This is a genomic window from Brevundimonas sp. (genome assembly GCF_035626975.1).
In the GTDB taxonomy this organism is placed as follows: domain Bacteria; phylum Pseudomonadota; class Alphaproteobacteria; order Caulobacterales; family Caulobacteraceae; genus Brevundimonas.
Genome location: NZ_DASPMQ010000019.1, coordinates 34,648 through 55,709, shown reverse-complemented (window position 1 = coordinate 55,709; position 21,062 = coordinate 34,648). Strand labels below are relative to the sequence as shown.

The 21,062-nt window shown below is 71.2% G+C and carries 21 protein-coding genes; 5 read left to right on the top strand and 16 right to left on the bottom strand.

Going from position 1 to position 21,062, the window contains the following annotated elements; all coding sequences use genetic code 11:
- Positions 1-61: 61 nt before the first annotated feature.
- On the top strand, positions 62-1,258 hold the full coding sequence (locus VEB62_RS05525) for a winged helix-turn-helix domain-containing protein (protein WP_324796497.1): 1,197 nt from the start codon (positions 62-64) through the stop codon (positions 1,256-1,258).
- A gap of 246 nt (positions 1,259-1,504) precedes the next feature.
- On the opposite strand, the gene amaB is transcribed toward VEB62_RS05525, so the two are convergent.
- The 3 genes from amaB to VEB62_RS05510 form a co-directional block, all read right to left on the bottom strand.
- Entirely contained in the window at positions 1,505-2,998 is a 1,494-nt protein-coding gene (gene amaB / locus VEB62_RS05520; RefSeq protein ID WP_324796494.1) for an L-piperidine-6-carboxylate dehydrogenase, read from the bottom strand.
- A 102-nt stretch (positions 2,999-3,100) separates the two neighbouring features.
- The gene (locus VEB62_RS05515; RefSeq protein ID WP_324796491.1) at positions 3,101-3,556 is read right to left on the bottom strand and encodes a hypothetical protein; all 456 of its coding nucleotides are present in this window, start codon (positions 3,554-3,556) and stop codon (positions 3,101-3,103) included.
- Between the two features lie 190 nt (positions 3,557-3,746).
- On the bottom strand, positions 3,747-4,139 hold the full coding sequence (locus VEB62_RS05510) for a hypothetical protein (protein ID WP_324796488.1): 393 nt from the start codon (positions 4,137-4,139) through the stop codon (positions 3,747-3,749).
- A 165-nt stretch (positions 4,140-4,304) separates the two neighbouring features.
- Here VEB62_RS05510 and VEB62_RS05505 point away from each other — a divergent pair, with 165 nt between their 5' ends.
- The 4 genes from VEB62_RS05505 (at position 4,305) to VEB62_RS05490 (ending at position 7,893) form a co-directional block, all read left to right on the top strand.
- Positions 4,305-4,553, top strand: coding sequence for a CBS domain-containing protein (locus tag VEB62_RS05505; protein ID WP_324796486.1), 249 nt, complete (start codon positions 4,305-4,307; stop codon positions 4,551-4,553).
- 22 nt (positions 4,554-4,575) lie between these two features.
- On the top strand, positions 4,576-4,716 hold the full coding sequence (locus tag VEB62_RS05500) for a CBS domain-containing protein (RefSeq protein ID WP_324796483.1): 141 nt from the start codon (positions 4,576-4,578) through the stop codon (positions 4,714-4,716).
- An 84-nt stretch (positions 4,717-4,800) separates the two neighbouring features.
- Complete coding sequence (locus VEB62_RS05495; protein ID WP_324796482.1) at positions 4,801-5,370, top strand: hypothetical protein; 570 nt, start codon at positions 4,801-4,803, stop codon at positions 5,368-5,370.
- 111 nt (positions 5,371-5,481) lie between these two features.
- Positions 5,482-7,893 (top strand): sensor histidine kinase, encoded by a 2,412-nt coding sequence (locus tag VEB62_RS05490; RefSeq protein ID WP_324796478.1) that lies wholly within the window; start codon positions 5,482-5,484, stop codon positions 7,891-7,893.
- A 4-nt stretch (positions 7,894-7,897) separates the two neighbouring features.
- Here the strand turns inward: VEB62_RS05490 and VEB62_RS05485 are convergent, their stop codons facing one another.
- From VEB62_RS05485 to ccmI, 13 genes are all read right to left on the bottom strand, one after another.
- Complete coding sequence (locus tag VEB62_RS05485; protein WP_324796475.1) at positions 7,898-8,410, bottom strand: periplasmic heavy metal sensor; 513 nt, start codon at positions 8,408-8,410, stop codon at positions 7,898-7,900.
- Positions 8,407-8,844, bottom strand: coding sequence for a hypothetical protein (locus tag VEB62_RS05480; RefSeq protein ID WP_324796473.1), 438 nt, complete (start codon positions 8,842-8,844; stop codon positions 8,407-8,409). The genes VEB62_RS05485 and VEB62_RS05480 overlap by 4 nt, the downstream gene beginning before the upstream one ends.
- Positions 8,841-9,404, bottom strand: a complete 564-nt coding sequence (locus tag VEB62_RS05475) for an RNA polymerase sigma factor (protein WP_324796470.1) — start codon at positions 9,402-9,404, stop codon at positions 8,841-8,843. The genes VEB62_RS05480 and VEB62_RS05475 overlap by 4 nt, the downstream gene beginning before the upstream one ends.
- 64 nt (positions 9,405-9,468) lie before the next feature.
- Positions 9,469-10,098, bottom strand: coding sequence for an EF-hand domain-containing protein (locus tag VEB62_RS05470; RefSeq protein ID WP_324796466.1), 630 nt, complete (start codon positions 10,096-10,098; stop codon positions 9,469-9,471).
- Positions 10,099-10,165: 67 nt separating this feature from the next.
- The gene (locus tag VEB62_RS05465) at positions 10,166-13,048 is read right to left on the bottom strand and encodes a bifunctional [glutamine synthetase] adenylyltransferase/[glutamine synthetase]-adenylyl-L-tyrosine phosphorylase (protein ID WP_324796464.1); all 2,883 of its coding nucleotides are present in this window, start codon (positions 13,046-13,048) and stop codon (positions 10,166-10,168) included.
- Positions 13,036-13,467 carry an acetyltransferase gene (locus tag VEB62_RS05460; RefSeq protein WP_324796461.1) on the bottom strand — a complete coding sequence of 144 codons (432 nt, stop codon included), beginning with the start codon at positions 13,465-13,467 and terminating at the stop codon, positions 13,036-13,038. The genes VEB62_RS05465 and VEB62_RS05460 overlap by 13 nt, the downstream gene beginning before the upstream one ends.
- Positions 13,464-14,873, bottom strand: coding sequence for a sensor histidine kinase (locus VEB62_RS05455; RefSeq protein WP_324796459.1), 1,410 nt, complete (start codon positions 14,871-14,873; stop codon positions 13,464-13,466). The genes VEB62_RS05460 and VEB62_RS05455 overlap by 4 nt, the downstream gene beginning before the upstream one ends.
- Positions 14,874-14,882: 9 nt before the next feature.
- Complete coding sequence (locus VEB62_RS05450) at positions 14,883-15,554, bottom strand: response regulator transcription factor (protein ID WP_324796456.1); 672 nt, start codon at positions 15,552-15,554, stop codon at positions 14,883-14,885.
- A gap of 69 nt (positions 15,555-15,623) precedes the next feature.
- Positions 15,624-17,141 (bottom strand): Do family serine endopeptidase, encoded by a 1,518-nt coding sequence (locus tag VEB62_RS05445; protein ID WP_324796453.1) that lies wholly within the window; start codon positions 17,139-17,141, stop codon positions 15,624-15,626.
- A 114-nt stretch (positions 17,142-17,255) separates the two neighbouring features.
- Complete coding sequence (locus tag VEB62_RS05440; protein ID WP_324796451.1) at positions 17,256-17,759, bottom strand: cytochrome c-type biogenesis protein; 504 nt, start codon at positions 17,757-17,759, stop codon at positions 17,256-17,258.
- Positions 17,756-19,741, bottom strand: coding sequence for a heme lyase CcmF/NrfE family subunit (locus tag VEB62_RS05435; RefSeq protein WP_324796449.1), 1,986 nt, complete (start codon positions 19,739-19,741; stop codon positions 17,756-17,758). The genes VEB62_RS05440 and VEB62_RS05435 overlap by 4 nt, the downstream gene beginning before the upstream one ends.
- Positions 19,738-20,244 carry a cytochrome c maturation protein CcmE gene (gene ccmE, locus VEB62_RS05430; protein WP_324796446.1) on the bottom strand — a complete coding sequence of 169 codons (507 nt, stop codon included), beginning with the start codon at positions 20,242-20,244 and terminating at the stop codon, positions 19,738-19,740. Before ccmE ends, VEB62_RS05435 begins: the two co-directional genes overlap by 4 nt.
- The gene (gene ccmI / locus VEB62_RS05425) at positions 20,241-21,062 is read right to left on the bottom strand and encodes a c-type cytochrome biogenesis protein CcmI (protein WP_324796443.1); all 822 of its coding nucleotides are present in this window, start codon (positions 21,060-21,062) and stop codon (positions 20,241-20,243) included. Before ccmI ends, ccmE begins: the two co-directional genes overlap by 4 nt.

Below are 21,062 nucleotides of genomic sequence, written 5' to 3'. Positions count from 1 at the left end.
AATCGGACCTGGTCGCCGGCCCCTCTCCCAACGGGGGAGGGTTCAAGGCATGGTCGTTTCAATGACCGAACAAATCTCCCCCAAAACCGCCCGCCGCATTGCGCTTTCCGCCCAGGGCTTCGGCCGGACGCTCCCCGCGGCGCCCGGCCGGACGCATGTCCGGAACGTGGTGCGCAAGCTGGGCGTGGTCCAGATCGACAGCGTCAATGTGGTGACGCGCACCCACTACCTGCCGGCCTTCTCGCGGCTGGGCGACTATCCGCGCGAGGCGCTGGAGGCGGAGGCCTGGGGCGCGCGGCGCGCCCTGTTCGAATACTGGGGGCACGAGGCGTCGCTGATGCCGGTCGAGCTGCAGCCGCTGCTGCGCTGGCGCATGGCGCGGGCCGAGGCCGGGGAAATGTGGACCGGGCTGTCGCGGTTCGGACGCGAGCGGCGCGACTACATCGATGGGGTGCTGAAGGAGATCGAGCGGCGCGGGCCGGTCACGGGCGCAGACTTCAACGACGCGCCGCGCGGGGCGCCCGGCTGGTGGTCGTGGTCGGACGGCAAGCGGGCGCTGGAGTGGCTGTTCTGGGCCGGCCTGATCACCACGAAGACGCGGCGCGGGTTCGAGCGGGTCTACGACCTGACCGAACGGGCCGTGCCCCGGCGCATCGTCGACCTGCCGACACCGGACGAGGCCGACGCCCAGCGCGAGCTGGTCCGCCTCTCGGCGCGGGCGCTGGGCGTGGCGACCATGGCCGACCTGCGGGATTATTTCCGGCTGCCGCTGGCGGAGGCGAAGGCGCGGGTCGCGGAGCTGGTCGAGGCGGGCGAGCTGGCGCCCGTGACGGTCAAGGGATGGCGGCAGCCGGCCTTCCTCGCGCCGGGAGCGAAGCGGCCGCGCAAGGTCGTGGCGGCGACGCTGCTGTCGCCGTTCGACAACCTGATCTGGACCCGCGACCGAACCGAGCGGCTGTTCGGAACGCGGGTGCGGCTGGAGATCTACACCCCGGCTCACAAGCGCACCCACGGCTACTACGTCCTGCCCTTCCTCGAGGGCGAGGCGATCACGGCGCGGGTCGACCTGAAGGCGGACCGGCAGGGCAGCCGGCTGCTGGCGCAGGCGGCGTGGCGCGAGCCGGACGCGACGGCGGAGACCGCCGCGGGGCTGGCGGCGGAGTTGCGGCGGATGGCCGGGTGGCTGGGTCTGGAGGGGGTCGAGGTGGTTGGGAAAGGCGACCTGGCGGGCGAACTGAAATCAGTGATCAGTTCGTGACGATTTCGACCATGGATTTGGGGCCACTTTGACCATTCAGAGCGACCAGACTCTGAAGGCTTCTGCTGTTTCTCCCTCCCCCTCCGTCATCGGGCTTGACCCGAGGATCAGGCGTCGGGGCGGGCTGTGCGGCGGGGATGGCCCGGCGAGTGCGCCCGTGCACCTTTCGATGGAGCACCGGGCGGTCTGATCCTCGGGTCAAGCCCGAGGATGACGGGGTGATATGGTCTCATCGCGAAGCGAGCCTCACACGTCGAAGCGGACCCCCTGGGCCAGCGGCAGTTCGCGGCTGAAATTCACCGCCTGGGTCTGGCGGCGCATATAGGCCTTCCAGGCGTCGGAGCCGGATTCGCGGCCGCCGCCGGTGTCCTTCTCGCCGCCGAAGGCCCCGCCGATCTCGGCGCCGGACGGACCGATGTTGACGTTGGCGATGCCGCAGTCGGAACCCCAGGCGGAGAGGAATTGCTCGGCCTCGCGGACGCTGTCGGTGAAGACGCAGGACGACAGGCCCTGCGGCACGGCGTTCTGCATCGCGACGGCCTCGTCGAAACCGGACCAGGTCAGGACGTAGAGGATGGGGGCGAAGGTCTCGTGCTCGACCACCGCCGTCTGGGCCGGCATGCGCACGATGGCGGGGCGGACGTAGTCGCCGTCACGCTCGACGCGGGCGCCGCCGACGACGATTTCGCCGCCCTGCGCCACGGCCTGTTCCAGCGCGGCGTCGAAGGCGCGGGCCGCATCGCCGTCGATCAGCGGGCCGACCAGCACGCCGTCGTCGCGCGGATCGCCGACGGGCAGGGTCTCATAAGCTTTTGAAAGACGGGCGATAAGTGCGTCGGCGATGCTCTCGTGGACCAGCAGGCGGCGCAGGCTCGTGCAGCGCTGGCCGCAGGTGCCGACGGCCGAGAAGGCGATGGCGCGCACGGCCATGTCGAGGTCTGCGCTGGGGGTGACGATCATGGCGTTGTTGCCGCCCAGCTCCAGCAGTGAACGGCCGAGGCGGGCGGCCACCGTCTGCGCCACCGCCCTGCCCATCCGGGTCGAGCCGGTGGCGGAAACCATCGGGATGCGCGGGTCGGCGGCCAGACGCTCGCCGGCTTCGCGGCCCCCGATGACGACCTGCGACAACCCCTCGGGCGCGTCCCCGAAACGGGCGAGGGCGCGGTCGAGGATTGCCTGCGTCGCCAGCGCCGTCAGCGGCGTCTTCTCCGACGGCTTCCAGATCACGGGGTCGCCGCAGACCAGGGCGAGGCAGGCGTTCCACGCCCACACCGCAACCGGGAAGTTGAACGCCGAGATGACCAGCACCGGCCCCAGCGGCTGCCACGTCTCGCGCATGTGATGCCCGGGCCGCTCGCTGGCCAGCGTCAGCCCGTACAGCTGCCGCGACAGCCCCACTGCGAAGTCGCAGATGTCGATCATCTCCTGCACCTCGCCGAGACCCTCGGAGACGATCTTGCCGGCTTCGAGAGTGACGAGGCGGGCGAGATCGTCCTTCGACGCCCGCAGTTCCTCGCCGAGCAGGCGAACCAATTCGCCGCGGCGGGGCGCAGGGATGCGTTTCCACTGCTGGAAGGCCGCGACCGAGCGGGCGACGACCGCATCGGAATCGGCCGTCTCGACGACCGCGCCGGCGCTGGAGCCGTCGACCGGCGAGCGGGCCGGCAGGGTTCCGCCCCAGGCGGCCTCCCCCACACCCAACCGCTCAAGAATGGTCTTCGCCTCGTTCGCCGCCGTCATCGTCACGCTCCTGCCGATGCAAGCGATTAGACTCACCTGCCGACGAACGAAAGGGCCGCCCTGTGGCCAGAGCGGCCCCTTATCCGGCAGGCGGATTGATGGTCAGCGATCGTAACGGTCGTAGCCACCGCGGCCGTAGTCGTCGCGGCGGTAGTCGTCGCGACCGTAGTCGTCGCGGTCCCGGCGGTCATAGCCGCGGCCGCCGTAACGGAGAACCGCCTCGATCCGCTCGAGCCGGCGGTTGATATCGTTGACCTCGGCCCGACTGTATCCGCGGTGGCGGTAGGTGGCCTTGACGCGTTCAAGCTGATTGAAGGCGCCGGACAGGCGGCGGGCCTCGCCCTGGCCGAGCTGGCCCGTGGACGCCGCGCGGCGCACCGCCTGCTCGAGGGCGTTCTGGCGCTGTTCGATGTCACGGCCCCAGACGTCGTACGGATGGTTCTCGCCGTAGCCGTAGTATTCGGCCTCATAGTTCTGGGCCAGGGCGGGCGTCGCGACCAGAATGGCCGTCGCGGCCGCGAGGGAAAGCAGAGCCCGGTTCCGGATCGCGATCTTCATGGTTTCGTCCTCGTTCTCGTTCGCCGGTGTTTCCCGGCGCAGGAGCAGAAGGCCACACCGCCCCTGACGGCCGCGTGAGGTCGGCGTTGTCCAGGCGTCAGGTTGATGAACGGCCGTCGACGGGGGCGTTGGTCGCCAAAGAAAAAGAGCCGCCCCGTCGCCGGGGCGGCTCTCCATGGCTTGTCTGGCCTTACCAGCGCGACCAGCTGGCGCGCTGGACCTGGTACTCGATCCGGTCCAGCCGATGGTCGAGGTCGCGGTACTCACCGGCGCTCAGACCGTTGCGGGCGTAGCGGTATTCGAGCCGGCGGAACTGGTCCAGTTGACGGGCCAGATCGCGCGCCTCGCGCCGATGGATGCGACCGCTCCAGGCCAGGCGGTCGATGTGCTGCGACAAGACCTGGGCGCGGTAGTGGAGGTCACGCGCGTCGTATCCATAGCCTCGGCCGTAACCGTAGCCATAGGGCTGACTGTAGCCGGGCGAGCCGAAGCTGAGCGTGACGCCGAAATTCTGGGCCAGCGCCGGGGTCGACACCATGACCGCCGACGCCGCCAGCACGGGAAGCAGGGCTTTCCTGATCATGGCGGTCTTCATTGAATTCGTCCTCTCGAGCCGGGACCATCCCGGGTGATGGAGGCAGGAAACCACACGGCGCGTGACACGACCCTGAGGCGCTCGTTGTCTGGCAGTCAGGAACCGCCATCCCCACGGGGGGTTCTGTGACCAGGCCGAGATCAGGAGAGACCGATGAAAGTTCGCGATGTGATGAGCAAGGATGTGCAGGTCGCCCGCCCCGGAGACAGCCTGCAAGAGGTCGCCACACGGATGGCCAGCGGCGACTTCGGCTTCATGCCGGTGGCCGACGGAGACCGGCTGATCGGCACGATCACCGACCGGGATATCGCCGTGCGCGCGGTGGCCGGCGGCGCCGCCTGCACCTCGCCGGTCGTGGAGTATATTACGCGGGACGCCCGGACCCGCCTATGCCGACGATGACCTGCAGACGGTCCTGGACACCATGGGCTCGAAGCAGATCCGGCGCATGCCGGTGCTGGACAAGGACGACCGGCTGGTTGGCGTGGTGTCCCTGGGAGATCTGTCGACGCGGGTGAAGGAAAAGTACGCCGGCGAGACGCTGGAGGACATCTCACGCCCCTGACGCGCCCGCCCTCGTTAACCTTTTCGCCAAACCACGTGTTCACCCGCGTTGGGGCATGCTCGCCGTTCACGACGGGAGACGCCGATGGCGCGTGCGCAGTTCCAGAAGGGTCAGAAGGTCTGGGTCGAGTGTGTCGGCGCATGGGCCCAGATCGAGAAAGTCCAGCCCGTATGGGCCAAGGGCTTCGAGGAACCCGTGCGCGTCACCTACGATGTCGGCCTGGGCCGGGAATTCCTCGGCAGCGAGCTGCTGCTGCCGACCGACGACCCGGCTGCCAACGCCGGCGAGACCTGGCGGCTGATGCGGGCCCGCAACAAATGGCAGACCGCGGAGGACACGCCGCACCATCCCTTCCCCGGCACCTATCCGGTCGTGGTCACGGACAAGGCCGACTGGGGCGGCTGGCGTGTGCCCGGCGCGGAGTACGACCGCGATCCGGACCAGATCGAGTTCCAGGCCAGGCTGATCGCCGCCGCGCCGAGGCTGATGGCCCTGGCCGAACGGATGGTCGCCGCCGTGGATGACGCCCCCGAGGACGCTCCGCCCGAGATGCAGGTGCTGGCGCGCGACGCGCGCGCCGTGCTGAAGAGTGTGACCGACGTGCTCGCCGCCCCCGAAATCGCCACCGCCCAGACCCCGTCGCGCGCAGCCTGACGCCGACGGTCCCATCAATTTGAACCGCGGATCGGGCAACGAAGCCTCGACAGGAATCCGCGACACGGCCTAGATTTACCTGATCTTCGCCGAATCGTCCGGGAGAGCGCCTTGCGGGGCAGCGAGCGCCGCATAACCTCGCAAGGACGGCGCGCCGCGGACCGGCGCAAGGGCCCGCCCGCATGGGTGCGGATCGCCATCCTCGCCGTGACCCTGGCGGTCGCCGCCTATGTGCTTCTGTTCGCTCGCGAAATGGCGCGACCGGGGCAGGAGGCGGATGCCCTGCGCATGGCGGCGGTCGACCGCGAGGCCCGGCTGCTGGCGCTAGAGATCGAAACTCGCATCGCCCCCGTCGAGGCCGCCGTCCGGGCCGCCGTGGCGCAATCGGGCGGCGCCGCCGACGTGATCCGGCAAGCCCGCACCGCCGCGCCCGGCCGGGCCTTCGCCGTGGTCTCGCCGGGCGGGGAGGTAGTGGCGGCCGCGGGAGCGCCCGAAGCGGCCTTCGTATCCGCGCCCGGCAAGCCGCGGCTGGCGGCGGACGGCGCCGCGCTGCTGGTCTCGCGTCCGCTGGACGACGGAAGCCGGCTGGTCGGCCGCGCCCCCCTGCCCTCTCTGAGAACCACGGACGGCGTCGATCTGTGGGTGCTCTCGGGCCCGCGCGCCCTGCTGGCCGGCGGATCCGACGACGCCAGGGCCCTGGCGCTGGCTGCGGCCCCGGCCGACGGGCGGGGACAGGGCGCCACGCTTTCGGTGGCTGATGGAGCCGTGCGGCGGACCACGGTGGCGGTGGGGGACACCGACCTGATCGCCGTGGCGTCAACCCCGGTCAGCGTCGGCGCGGGCGCCCTGCTGGACGACGCATGGATGCTGACGGCGCCCTTCGCCATCGGCGTTCTGGTCGTGCTGCTGGCGCTGCTGCAGCAACGAAAACAGGCCGGGATCAGTCGCGAATGGGCCGCGTCGGAACGCCGCTTCAGGGGTGCGGTCGAGGCGGCCCGCTGCGGCGTCTGGGATTGGGATCTGGAGAGCGGCCAGATCCTGCTGTCCGACTACATGGCCGACCTGCTGGGGCTGGAGCGGACGGGCGTCGCCTCGGCCGAAGAGTTCATGGAGCGCATCCATCCCCGCTACCGTGACGCCGTGACCCACGCCTTGCGACAGGCCGAGATGTTCGGCGCCTTCGAGGTCAGCTTCCCGGTGCCGGACGCCCAGGGTCACGCCCGCTGGATCGACGCGCGGGGGCAGGCTCGCGGCGAACGGGGCGAGGACGGGTTCACCTCCATTCTCGGCATCGCGCTGGACACCACCGAGGCGCGGCGGGCCAAGGCGCACGCCCAGGCCGCCGAGGGCCGGTTGCGCGACGGTATCGAGAGCGTCTCGGACGCCTTCGTCCTGTTCGACCGGCACGGCCGGCTGATCCTGTCCAACCAGGCGTTCCAGGACGCCTTCAGCTTTGAGCCGGGGGTGGTGCGCAAGGGCGCCCTGAAGACCGACCTGAACCAGATCGCGGCCCTGGCCATCAAATCGGAACAGGCCGCCGCCGGCGGCCGGGCCGGCGCTCGCGAGGTGGAGCTGCAGGATGGACGCTGGCTGCAACTGATCGAGCGCTTCACCTCGGAAGGCGGGTCTGTGGTCACGGCCGCGGACATCACCGCCATCAAGCAGAAGGAGGCCGAGCGTCAGCGCGCCACCGAGCGGCTGCACGCGACCATCACGGAACTGGAGGATCGCGAGGAGAAGCTGTCGCTGCTGGCGCGCAAGTACGAAATCGCCATGACCCGGGCGGAAGCGGCGAACCAGGCCAAGTCCGAGTTCCTGGCCAATATGAGCCACGAGTTGCGGACGCCGCTGAACGCCATCAACGGTTTCTCGGAGATCATGTCCGGGGAGATGTTCGGGCCCCTCGGCGACCCGCGCTACAAGGGCTACGCCGCCGACATCCTGCGCTCGGGCCAGCATCTGCTCAGCCTGATCAACGACATCCTCGACATGGCCAAGATCGAGGCCGGCAAGCTGACGCTGCACTATGAACCGGTGTCTCTGAAGGAGATCGTCGACGACGCGGCGCGGCTGATGCGCGGGCGTGTCGAGGAGGCGGGACTGAAGCTGCTGGTCGACGCGCCCGACCTGCCGACCATCGAGGCCGACCATCGCGGCCTGAAGCAGGTGGTGCTGAATCTGCTGTCCAACGCGGTGAAGTTCACGCCGGAGGGCGGGGATATCGTCGTGGCCCTGTCGCGTGAGGACGACGACCGGATTCGGGTCGCGGTCACCGACACCGGCATCGGCATCGCCGCCGAGGATCTGGCGCGTCTGGCGCGGCCGTTCGAGCAGGTCGAGGGCCAGCATTCCAAAACCACCCAGGGCACGGGCCTCGGCCTGGCCCTGACCAAGTCCCTGATCGAGCTGCACGGCGGGACCCTGGTGCTGGAGAGCATGCCGGGGCGCGGGACAACGGTCAGCTTCGATCTGCCGATCCGTCGTCCGCATCAGGCCGCCGAAACGCAGGCCCGGGCGGCCTGACCTCTCAGGCGGCGGGGTGCGAAGCCGCCTCGCGGGCCTTGCGGTCGCCCTTGTCCCGCACCACGGTCCGGCCGCGGCGGGTGAGGATTTCCGACAGGGCCGCCCGGTCGTCGGGCTCCAGCGTTCCCAGCAAGGCGACGGCGTCCTCCTCCAGCCGGGCCCGGCCGCGCAATTCGGCGGCGCGCGACTGCTCGAGCAGGGCGGAGACTTCCGCAGGATCGAAATCGGCCGAACGGGCCAGGGCCGTCGCCTGACGCCGCTTGAGCCGGGTCTCCTCGAAATCAGGCCGGGCGGCCCGGGCCGACGCGCGCAGGGTGTCGCGCACACGGTCCCGCACCGCGGGGTCCAGGCCTTCGACGAGGGTCATGAACGGGTGATCGCGGGGGGCGCGGTGCTGGGCCTCAATGCGGCGCTCGACGTTGGCCCGGCCGACGAGCAGCGTGGCACCCGCCGCGAGCGCGAACAGGTTCAGCGCCACCGAGGCGGCCAGGGCGATCTTCAGGGTCCTGGCGTTCAACCGAGCACCTCCGTGTCATCCACGCCGAGCAGGGAGGCCTGGTACAGGACGGCGTCCGCCTGGGCGTCGGCGGTGAGATGACCGGTCATGATCACGCCCGCCACGACGCCCGCGCAGGCCGCCGCGGCCCAGCCGGCGCCGAAGGCCAGAGACAGGCGGTCGATCCACACCCGGCCGGTGCGTCCGACCTGGCCTCCGGCCGAGGCGGCGGCGGCGATCACCCGGTCGCGCAGCGCCATCGACACCTGGAGCGTCGGAGAGCGGTGCAACAGGGCATCGACCGCGTCGGCCTCGGTCAGCACCGGACCGGCCAGGTCCCGGTGGGCCGCCGCGAAGGCCTCGGCCGCCGGGCGCTCGCCGTCCGGCCAGCGTCGCCGATCGGCGCCATAGGCCGCCACAAGGGCGAGGAAGCGTTCCGCCGTCATCACGTTCATACTCCTTCGGCGCCCGGCCGGTGATCGGCCAGCGCCAGTCTCAATGCCCGCCGGCCACGCGACAGCAGGCTTTCCAGGGCCTCGATGCTGACATCCATCAGCCCCGCGGCCTCGATGTTCGAGAGCTCCTGATAATGGCACAGCACGATGGCCTCGCGCTGGCGATCGGGCAAGCGCGCCAGCGCGTCGTTGACCGCCGCGCCGACGTCGGCGGCGAGCAGGCCCCGATCCGGCGCCGGGCCTTCATCCCGCCGGTCCGGAGGCGCGTCGGTTGGGACCTCGCGCCGCCGCCTGAGCCGGTCGTAGCAGAGGTTCAACGCCACCCGGTGCAGCCAGGTGTCGAACTTCGCCTTGCCGGTGACCCAGCGGGGCGCCTGCCTCCAGGCCCGCAACAAGGCCTCCTGCGCCACGTCCTCCGCCTCGACGGCGTCGCCCAGCATGCGGTGGGCGAGCGCCAGCATACGCGGCAGCTTGCGCGCCACCATGGCCTGGATGGCCGCGGGATCGCCCTTGCCCACGCGGCGCACCAGGTCCTCATCGGGGTCGGCGAAGGTCGCCATCCGGCCTCGTGCGAACGTTGCTGCAAGGCCGGCATGGTCGAGGACCGCCGCGCCCGTCATCTGCTTACTCCGAAGCGGGCGCCGGAGGCGACGCCTGTTGCGCCTGACGGGCGGCGCGGCGCCCGGACATCCGCTCTCGGCGGTGCTCGCGGCGATCCGCGTGGGCCGCCCGGCGTTCAGCCACCGTGATATAGCCGTCCCGGTCCGCGTCGAGGCGGACGAAGGTCGCCTCGGCCCTGGCCTGCGCCTCGGCGATCACCACGGGGCCGCGGTTCTCCATCCGCTGCTCGTGCCGGGCCCGGCGTGCGGGGCCGCGATGAGCGCGGCGCGGGGCCCGTTCGGCGCGGGTCCCGGCGCGGGCCTCCTGGCCGGCGTCAAACTCGGGTTTGGTGATGGCGCCGTCGTCATCGGCGTCGAGCCGGTCGAAGCGGGCATCGGCGCGGCCGGCCCTGCGGGCCTCTGCAGCGGCGCGCCGTTCCGCGGGGCTGACCGAGCCGTCACGGTCGGCGTCGGCGGCGGTCAGACGCTCGACGCGCCGGCCGACGAACTCGACCTGGCTGAGCCGATGGTCGCCGTCGGCGTCGGCGCGCATGCCGTGGGCGTGCGGCGGCTCCGGCGGCTGCTGGGCCAAGGCGTCGCCGCCGGCGGCGAGGGTCAGGGCGGCCAGACCGCCGACCAGAAGGGTCTTGTTCATCTCGATATCTCCCTGACCGCCCGACGCGGCCGTCCGTCCCTGTCTGGAGGGTCAAACGGCCGGGAGGTCAGTCTCCGTCGCTGACCGGCGGCAGGGCGGCTTCAAAGGCCGTTCGGGCGGCCGTCCGCGTCTCGGCCAGCCCGGCTTTCAGCGCCTCGAAGTCGCCGAAGCCCGCCGCCTTCGCCAGCCGGTTCTGGAAGCCCTCCGGCTCCTGCTCCGGATCGGGACGGTCGTCGAAGGCGGCGCCGAGCACCTGGCCGAGGGCCTGCTGCAACCGCCACGCCTCGGCCAGGGCGGGGTCATTCGAGAGGGCCTCCAGGGTCGAGACGGTCAGCGACTCGCCGGCCGCAGCGCGCCGGAGCTGGCGCACCTGGGCCACGAACTCGGCGTCGACCTGGCCGCCGGGAGCCAGCTTCAGATCCCAGTCGCCTTGTCCGGACCGTTCGCGCGCCATCAGAGCGCGCATGCGCCGGGCGTCGGCGGCGATGTCCACGCCGGGCCGCGGGCGGCGCAGAATCGCCTCCAGCATCGCCGCCGTGCGCGCGCCGAACTCCGGATCGTCCGTCCAGACGACCCGGGCGCGGGTCAGGGCCATGAACTCCCAGGTGTCGGCCTCCGTCGCATAATAGTCCTCGACCGCGGACAGCCGCAGCGACACCGGCCCCTTGGCCGCGCCAGGACGGAGCCGCATGTCGACCTCATAGAGCCCGCCCTCCGCCGTGTGCGCCGACAGGGCGGCGATCAGCCGTTGGGTGAAGCGCGAATAGAACACTCCGGCGGCCCAACCCTTGCCAGCGGATATGGCGTCGGCCGGCGCGTCATAGACGGTCATCAGGTCGAGGTCCGAGGTCGCCGTCATTTCGCGCGAGCCGGCCTTGCCCAGCGCAACGATGGCCACCGAGCCCCCGGGCAACGCGCCGCCCTGACGCATGGTCTCGTCCATGGCGGCGGCGGCGAGAGCGCCGAGGCAGGCGTCGGCCAGGGTGGTGTAGGCGCGCCCCGCCTCTTCGGGGCCGACGCGGCCGGTCAGGGTCTGCACGCCGATGCGGAACATCTGTTCGCGATGAAGGCGGCGCACGACATTCATGGCGGCCTCGAAGTCTGGCGCGGACGCGGATTCGGCCACGATCTGCGCGGCGACGCCAGTGTCTTCCTCGATGCTCCGGGCGAAGCGGGCGTCCAGCATGCTGTCCAGCGCCGCCGGATAGCGGCCCAAGGTCCGCGCCAGCCTGGGCGCGAAAGCCATGACCCCGACGACCAGGTCGAACAGTTTGGGCTGGGCCAGGAACAGTGCCTGGACCTGCACCCCACCGCTGAGTCCGGAGAAGAAGACCGCGAACCGGCGGAAGGCGGCGTCGGCCGCCCCGGTGTCGGCCAGGGCCGTTAGCAGCCGCGGCGCCAGGCGGGTGAACAGCTCCCGGCCTCGCGCCGCCCGCGTGGCCGGTATGCGGCCATGGTGCCAGCTGCGGATGGTGTCGGCCACCATCGCGGGATCGGAGAAGCCCATCCGGACCAGCGTGTCCAGCGTCTCCGGATCGTTCTCCACGCCGGTGAAGACCAGCGAACCGTAGGGGGAGGACAGCGCCTCCTCGCCCTCGAACAGTTCGCCGTAGCGCCGGTTGACCCCGACCAGCACGGCCTCGACCCCGGCGTCGAAAGCCGCCAGGTCGCCTTCGCCCGCCAGCGCCGCGACGCGGGCGCGGACGGCGGGCTCGACGGGCAGACTGTGGGTCTGCTCGTCGTCGAGCATCTGCACGCGGTGCTCGAGCCCCCGCAGCACGACATAGGCGGCGGTCAGTTCGGCGCAGACGTCGGGATGAACGTGACCGGCGTCGCGCAGGGCGGCGAGGGCGTCCACCGTGCGTGGATTGCGCAGGACGGGGTCGCGGCCCCCGAGAATCAGCTGCTGCGTCTGGGCGAAGAACTCGATCTCGCGGATGCCGCCGCGGCCGAGCTTGAGATTGGCGCCCGCCGCCTCCAGCCCCTCGCCGGTCTTGTGGACGTGGATCTGCCGCTTGATCGACTGGATGTCGAGGATGGCCGGATAGTCGAGACTGCGGCGCCAGATAAAGGGAACCAGCGCCTTCAGGAAGCCGCGCCCGGCCTCGACATCGCCGAGCGCCGCGCGGGCCTTGATGAAGGCGGCGCGTTCCCAGTTCTGGCCGACGCTCTCATAGTAGGCCAGGGCGGTCGGGGCGGCGACCACCGGCGGCGTCGACGAAGGATCCGGGCGCAGGCGCAGGTCGACGCGGAAGACATAACCATCGCCGGTCCGCTCCTGCATCAGCGTGGCCAGAGACTGGGCCAGGCGGTCGACGAACCGCTGCGGCTCCACCTCCTCCGCCAGCGCGGGGATCAGGGCCTCCGGGTCCCAGAACAGGCTGATGTCGATGTCCGAGGAGTAGTTGAGCTCGAAGGCCCCGTGCTTGCCCATGGCAAGGCCGAACAGGCCGGGAACGGGGCCGCGCGGATCGTCAGGAGCGCCGAGAAGCTTGCCGCGGTCGCGCTGGTCATGGGCGACGGCGCGCAGGGCGGCGTTGACGGAGACGTCGGCGAAACGGCTGAGGGCGCCGGTGACCTGATCCAGGTCCCACACCCCGCCGAGGTCGGCGAGCGCGGTCAGCAGATGGAGTTCGCCCTTCATCCGGCGCAGCGGCGCGCGCAACGCGTCGGCGCCGCCGGTCAGGGCTTCGGTGCGCGCGAGCACGTCCTCCAGTCGGGCGTCGGGACCGTCCCGCAGCACGCCGGGCAGGAGATCCGGCCAACGCCGCGACAGGCCGAACAGGTATGGAGAGGCGGCGAAGATGGGCGCGAGCGCCGCCCAGGCGCTGTCCAGCAGGTCGGACCAGCCCTGTTCGACCGCCGGCTCGCGCAGCCTTTCGAACGCCCGGGCGGCGGCGGCGGCGTCCACCACCGGCCCACAGGCCCGCAGGCCCGTCATGCGGGCCATGTCATATGCAGCAACGGATAGGGCATGCCCTGCCCGTCGGTCGGCGACCGGCCTGTCCGCTCGAAACCCAGCCGTTCGTAGAAACCGACGGCGCGGGAATTCTGCTCGTTCACATCCACCGTCAGCCGGCCGTGCAGCCGGCGAGCGTGCGCCATCAGGGCCCGGCCCACCCCGGCGCCATGGCGGGCCGGATCGACGAAAAGGGCGTCCACGTGCGCCCCGGTGAGCGCCGTGAACCCCAACGGACCGTCCGTCTGATCAACATAAACCCAGGGCTCGGCGCCCGGCAGCCAGTCAGCAACCAGGGCGTCGATCCGGGCGAGGTCGCCCGGCGAGAGAAAGTCGTGGGTTGCGGCCACCGCCCTCCGCCAGATTTCGAGGTTGCGCAGCGCATCCCGGGCTGTGCCCAACCGGATCATGCTTCGGCTGCCGGGAGAACCAGCGCCACGCGCAAGCCGGGGCCGAAACCGCCGTATTCGCCCGGGCCCTCATCCAGCTGGACCCGACCGCCGTGGGCCTCCAGCACGGCGGCCACGAGCGACAGGCCGAGCCCCGAGCCAGCCTCGGTGCGGCTGTTGTCCAGGCGGACGAAGCGCTGCGTGACCCGGTCCCGATCGGCCTCGGGCACGCCGGGGCCGGTGTCGGTGACCGAGAATTCGATCTCTCCCGAGCTGCGCCGCCGGGCCCGCAGCATCACCGCCCCGCCGACCGGGGTGTATTTGATGGCGTTGTCGATGACGTTGGCCAGGGCCTGGGCGAGGAACGGCTGATTGGCCTCGACCATCAGACCGCGCTCGATCTCGGCGGAGAATTCCAGCCCCTTGTCCTCCGAAGCCGGTTCGTAGAGCTCGGCCATGTCGACGGCGAGATCGGCGGCGTCGAACAACTGGGGATCGGGCGTGCGGCCAGCCGCCGCCTGCAGCCGGGCTATGGCCAGCACGGTGTTGAAGGTCTTGAGCAGGTTGTCCGCCTCGTCCAGCGCCAGCTGCAAGGCGTCGACGCCGTTGATCCGGCCCGCCTCGGCGTCGATCAGGGACACCTCCAGCTTGGCCCGCATGCGGGTCAGGGGCGAGCGCAGGTCATGGGCGATGGCGTCGCCGGCGTGGCGGATCGAAGCCATCGACGCCTCCAGCCGGTCCAGCATGGTGTTCAGCCCGGCGCCGAGTTCGTCCAGTTCGTCGCCGGAGTTGCGCACCGGCGCCCGGGCCTTGAGGTCGCCCTCCTGCACCGCCGTGACGACCCGGTTGAGCCGGCCCATCGACCGTTCAAGATTACGGCTGACGAAGGCCCCGCCGGCCAGGCCGAGCAGCAGGACGATGCCCATGGCGCCCCACAACGCCTGGGTGAGGCGCGCCAGATAGGCCTCGGTGTCGCCCATCGAGCGGCCGACCAGCAGCATCTCGCCCCCGGACAGCCGCACCTGCACGCCACGCACCTGGGGTCGGGTGACCCGGCCCGCCGGGTCGGTGTCGGTGAAGGGGAAGGTGATCCACTGGCGGTCGCCCTGCATCGTCTCGATCGGCGACTGGCTGAGACTGCCGGTGGTGGTGCGCCCGTCCTTGTCGAGCAGGAGGTAGAGGAAGGCGCTGTGGGTCAGCGAGCGGTCGATCAGGGCCCGGTTGAGGGCGTCGAAGCCGCGGGCGTCGTAGATGCCCACCAGCACCTGCATCTCGCCGCGGACCTCGCGCTCGGCGTTGACCCGGGCCTCGGCGGCCGAGGCGAAATAGACATAGGCCAGGATGGCGCTGGCCGCCGCGGCGAACAGGGCGAGGAACAGCAGCGTCAGCCGGAACGGCGTACGGCGAAGGAGCGAGGGAAGCCGCATGGCGCGGGTTCAGACCTCCAGCCGGTACCCCGCGCCGCGCACGGTCTGCAGCATGGCGTGGTCGAAGCCCTTGTCGATCTTGGCGCGCAGGCGGCTGATGTGGACGTCGATGACGTTGGTCTGGGGGTCGAAGTGATACTCCCAGACCTTCTCCAGCAGCATGGTGCGGGTGACCGACTGGCCGGCATGACGCATCAGGAATTCCAGCAACTGGAACTCGCGCGGCTGCAAGTCGATCTCCTTGCCGCCGCGATGCACGGTGCGCGCGATCAGGTTCATCTCGAGATCGCCGACCTTGAGCATGGTGGCGACCGAGCCGGTCTCGCGACGGCGTGACAGGGCCTCGACGCGGGCGATCAGCTCGGAGAAGGCGTAGGGCTTGACCAGATAATCGTCGGCCCCGGCCCGGAGGCCCGCGACCCGGTCATCGACTTCGCCGAGCGCCGACAGGAACAGAACCGGGGTCTGGTCGCCGTCCTTGCGCAGGGTCTCGACCATGCCGATGCCGTCGAGCCGCGGCATCATGCGGTCGACGACATAGACGTCGTAGCCGCCCTTCTGGGCCTCCAGCAGGCCGAAGGCGCCGTCAACGGCGTGGGTCGGCTCATGACCGGCTTCGGTCAGCCCGCGAACCATGGCGGTCGCGGCCTCCGCGTCGTCCTCGACCACCAGAATACGCATGGAAAACCCCTCCGGATGCAGAATCGCCGCCGATGGTAGCGCATCGGCGGCGATCCCGGCAGTTAAGGCTTATTCAGACTTCGGGAGATCCATCACGATCGAACGGTTGCCCCCCGGGGTCCAGACCAGCAGGAAGACGCCGCGCCCCGCCTGGCGGGACGCCTGCACCGCCGCCTCCAGGTCCGCCACCGAATTCACCGGACCATTGCCGGCCCGCATGATGACATAGCCGGGCTGGAAGCCCTGGGCGTTTCCGCGTCCCGGCGCGGTGACCACCACCCCCGTCACGCGCTCCGGAATCTCGTAACGCTGGCGCAGGGCGGCGGTGAGGGGCGAGACCGTCAGGCCCGCGACCGCCGTGCCGCCCTGGACCGGGGCCGCCGGTTCATCCGGCTGCCGGCCCGCATTCAGTTCGGACAGCGACGGACGGGTGCCGGAGCGGGCGCTGACCGTCTGACGACGTCCATTGCGCAGAACCTCGATTCGCAGCGCGTCGCCGGGGCTGGTCTCCCCGATGCGTCGGGTGAGATCGCTGCTGTCCCGAACGGGCTGACCGTTCAGGCCGACCACGATGTCGCCGGCCTGGAGCCCCGCCCGATCCCCCGGTCCGCCGGGCGTGACGCTGTTGACATAGGCGCCGTCCCGGCTGTCGAGGCCCAGAGCCTCCTGATACTCGCGGCTGATCGGCCCGATCTCCACGCCGAGATAGCCGCGCTGTATGGTCTCGCCCCGCATCAGCCGGTCGGTGATCGGCTTGGCGACCGAGGCGGGAATGGCGAAGCCGATGCCCACCGAATTCCCCGTCGGCGAATAGATGGCCGAGTTCACCCCGATGACCCGGCCGTAGATATCGAAGGTCGGGCCGCCGGAGCTGCCGCGGTTGATGGCGGCGTCGATCTGCAGATAGTCGGTATAGGGCGTCGAGGCGTCGATGCCGCGGCCCTGGGCCGAGATGATGCCGGCGGTGGCGGTGCCGCCGAGTCCGAACGGGTTGCCGACGGCGACGACCCAGTCGCCCACGCGGGGCTGCGCCTGCTCCTCGAAGGTCACGAACGGGAAATCCGATCCCTCGACCTTGATGACCGCAAGGTCGGTGGCCTCGTCGCGCCCCACGACACGGGCGGTCAGTTCGCGCGAATCCGCGAGTTTCACCGTGATCTCGGTGGCGTCTGCGACAACGTGATTGTTGGTGACGATGTAGCCGTCCGCGGAGACGAAGAAGCCCGACCCGGCGCCCGAGCCGGTGATGCCTCCGTCCTCACCCTCTTCCGGCTCAGGGACCGGAATGGCGAACGGCAGGCCCGGAACCTGGATCAGACCGCCCTCGGGACGCTCGATCCGCGTCTTCACGTCGATCTGAACCACGGCCGGGGCGACCTGCTGGACGATGTCGGCGAAGCTGAGGGGAGCGCCTTGTGGCGGGGCGAAGGCCAGGCCCGCGCCGCCGGCGCTCGGGGCCAGGCGGCCGGACATGCCCGCGACGGGTCCCGCCTGCGCGCTCGGCCAGTCGATGACGCCGCCGGCGGTGGCGCCGGCCGCGAGAACCAGGCCGAACGTGGCCCCCAGCATGAATTCCTTACGCTTCATCATCGGAGTTCGCACGATCCTCTCATCGGGCGGCGCGCGCCCGTACAGTCCGTCAATATAGGCCGCCGGCTTCCTTCGCCAACGCCGTGGCGGCAGGATAGGTCCGTCGGGGCGTCAGTGGTCAGACGGCTTTGCGTCAGGATCACGGCGAAGATTGGCTTGCGCCACAATATCCGCGAGTTGCGCCTCCTCTTCCGGCGACAGGGCCATGGGCTCGACCCGGCGTCGGCGGGCCAGCAGCAGCGGGGCCGCCGCCACCGCCGCCATCAGGGCGAAGGGGCCGAACCACAGCAGCCAGGTCCCGGCGCGAACCGGCGGCCGGAACAGCACGAAATCCCCGTAGCGCCGGACCAGATCGCGTTTGATCTCGGCGTCCGAGCGGCCGGCGGCGATCTGTTCGCGCACCAGGCCGCGCATATCGGCGGCGATGACGGCGGGGCTGTCGGCGATGGCCTCGTGCTGGCAGACCACGCAGCGGATGCCGTCGAACAGGGCCTGCGCCCGGGCCTCCCGGGCGGCGTCCGGCAGCGGCCGGTCCGGCGCGGGCGGCGGCTCGGCGGCGATCATGCCGAGGGCGGCGCCCATACTGGCCAACGCGATCGGCAGGGTCCGTTTCATGGAGCGGCCTTCCGTTGGCCCACGCCCAGTCGCAGGCGCCGGTCCATCAGCGACAGCACCCCGCCCAGCGCCATGATCGCCGGGCCCAGGAAGATCAGCCGCGCCCAGGGGTTCCACCAGATACGCACATTCCAGGCCGGGGCGCCCGCCGCTGTCCGACCGCGCTCGCCCAGCACGACATAGACGTCGTCCAGCCCGCGGAAGTCGAGCCCGACCTCGGTCGTGGTCTGGCCGCCGGCGGGGAAGAAGCGGCGCTCGGCGGTGATCTCGCGCGGCGCAGCGCCGGAACGCAGCGCCACCGTCAGTCGCCCCTGCTCGGCGAGGTAGTTCGGGCCCTCGACGACCCGAACGTCTTCAAGCCGCGCCGTCCATGGACCCGCCTCGACCACCTCGCCGACCGCGATGGGCCGGGCCGCCTCGACGCGGTAGCCGGTCTCGACCACCGCACCCAGCACGAAGACTCCCAGTCCCGCGTGGGCCAGGGTCGTGCCCCAGGCGCCGAGCGGCAGGCCTTTCGCCCGGCGCAGGGTCTCGCCGGGAGAGGCGCGGAACAGGCGGGTGCGCTCGGCCGTCTCGGCCAGGGCGCCGAGAATCAGCCAACCGCCGAGCCCCACGCCGGCGGCCGACAACGCCCTGCGCGGCTCGAACATCAGCCAGCCCGCCAGCGCCAGCAGAATCGCCAGCCCGGCCGCCACGACGAGCCGCTGGGTCACGCCCTTGAGGTCGCCGCGTTTCCACGCCAGCAGCGGCCCGGCGGGCAGGATCAGGAAGGCCACGGCCATCAGCGGCACAAAGGTCAGGGCGAAATAGGGCGGACCGACCGAGATGGTCGAGCCGTTCGCCGCCTCCAGGATCAGCGGATACAGGGTGCCGAGCAGCACGGTGGCGCAGGCGGCGGTCAGGAACAGGTTGTTGAGCACCAGCGCGCCCTCGCGGCTGACCGGGGCGAACATGCCGCCGCCCTTCAGTTGCGGCGCGCGCCAGGCGAACAGGGCGAAGGCCAGCCCCGCCGTGCCGCCGAGGATGGCCAGCAGCATCATGCCCCGCTCGGGATCGACGGCGAAGGCGTGCACGCTGGTCAGGACGCCGGAGCGGACCAGGAAGGCCCCCAGCATGGAGAAGGTGAAGGCCAGCAAGGCCAGGAAGGTGGTCCAGCCCGCCAGCGCGCCGCGCCGCTCGGTGACCACGGCGGAATGCAACAGGGCCGCGCCGGCCAGCCACGGCATGAAGCTGGCGTTCTCGACCGGGTCCCAGAACCACCAGCCGCCCCAGCCGAGCTCGTAATAGGCCCAGAAGGCGCCGAGGGTGATGCCGACGGTCAGAAAGGCCCAGCTGGCCAGCGCCCACGGCCGCACCCAGCGGCCCCAGGCCGGCCAGAAGGCGGAATTGGCCCGCCCCTCGATCAGCGCCGCCACCGCCAGCGAGAAACAGACCGAGAAACCGACGTAGCCGGCGTAGAGCAGGGGCGGATGGACGGCGAGCGCCGGATCCTGCAGCAGCGGGTTCAGCGACGCGCCCTGGAAGGGGGCCGGGGTCAGCCGGGCGAAGGGGCTGGAGGTGAAGACGGCGAAGGCCAGGAAAAGCACGCCGAGCAGCCCCTGCGTGGCCACCGCCGACGTCTTCAGCCCGAACGGCAGGTTCCGCGCCCGGGCCAGAACCGCGCCGAAGCCGGTCAGGACCAGGCACCAGAGCACCAGCGAACCCTCGTGGCTGCCCCAGGCGCCGGCGACCTTGTAGAGCATCGGCTTGTCGGTGTGGCTGTTGGCGGCGACGTTGGCGACCGAAAAGTCCGACGTGACGAAGGCGAAGATCAGGCTGGCGAAGGCGATGGCCACGGCCAGGGCGGCGGCGATCGCGGCCCCTTGCGCGGCCCCCGCCAGCACCGGGCTGCGGCGCAGGCGTCCGGCCACGGCCATGCCGGTCTGCAGCGTGGCCAGCGCGAACGCGAGGATCAGGGCGAAGGCGCCCGTTTCAACGATCACGGCCGGTCCACGCCGCTTCCGGCCGCCGGCCCGCTCGAGGGCGCGGACTCCGCCGCGGGCCGCCACTCGCCCCTGGCCTTGAGCCGATCGGCCACCTCGCGCGGCATATAGGTTTCGTCGTGCTTGGCCAGCACCTGGGTGGCGCGGAAGCTGCGGTCGGGGAGGAAGGCGCCCTGCACCACAACCCCCTGCCCTTCGGCGAACAGGTCGGGCAGGTCTCCCCGGTAGATCACCCGGGTCGTCGCCACATTGTCCGTGACGACGAAGGCGACCTGGCCGGCGCCGTCGCGAAGGATGCTGCCGGTCTCGACCAGACCGCCCAGGCGGACCACGCGTCCGGCCGGCGCCTTGTCCGGCGTGGCTTCCGAGGGTGAAAAGAAGAAGGTCACGCTGTCACGCATGGCGTACAGCGACAGGCCGACCGCCAGCGCCAGCACCGGGGCTACGGCGATCACCACCCACAGGCGGCGGCGCGCCTTGGGCGATTTCGGCAGCCAGCTCACGAGGGCGTTCCGGCGGCGGGCAGACGGGCCTCCAGATCGATCCGGCGCGGATCGGCGGGATCGAGAACGGCGATCAGGGGCAGCCACATCTCGCGCACGCGCGCCGCATCGCCCCGCGCCAATGCGGCCTCGCCCAGGAAGAAACGGGCTCCCAGTTGACCGGCGTCGAGCCTCAGAGCCTCGGTGAAGGCGGCCTCGGCGTCGCCGTCGACCTCACCCTCATTGGCCCGCACGAGGCTCTCGCCAAGCCGCGCCCAGCTCCGGGCGTCGTCGGGCTGCACCGTCACGGCCCGGCGGAAAGCGGAGACCGCGCCGACCGGATCGCCGGCCTCGAACCGGGCCGCGCCCAGCATGGTCAGGGCCTGATGGTCGTTCGGGCGCTCTTCCACCACCCGGGCGACCACGGCGGCGATCTGCGGCGGTTGCAGTGTATCCAGCTGTGTCGCCCAGTCGTCGACCCGGCGCTCATAGGCCTGATCCGGCAGACCGGGCGCGCCAACCACGGCATACAGGCCGACCGCCGCGGCGACCGCGACGCCGATCCCGCCGAGCACCCAGAACCGGTCATGGGCGCCGGCGGCGACCGGAGCGATATCGCGTCGCCCCGACAGGATGCGGCGGCCCGCCTCGGCGCGGGCGGCCGTCCAGCCGGCCTCGTCCAGCAGACCGCGGGCTTTCAACCGGTCCAGTTCGGACAGTTCGACGGCGCCGGAGCCGGAGGTCGCTTCGCCCGCGTCCACGCCGCGCCGCGCACCAGCCAGCACCAGCAGGCCCGCGAGCGCCGCCAGCAGCGCCGTCATGATCCAGAACATCGTCAT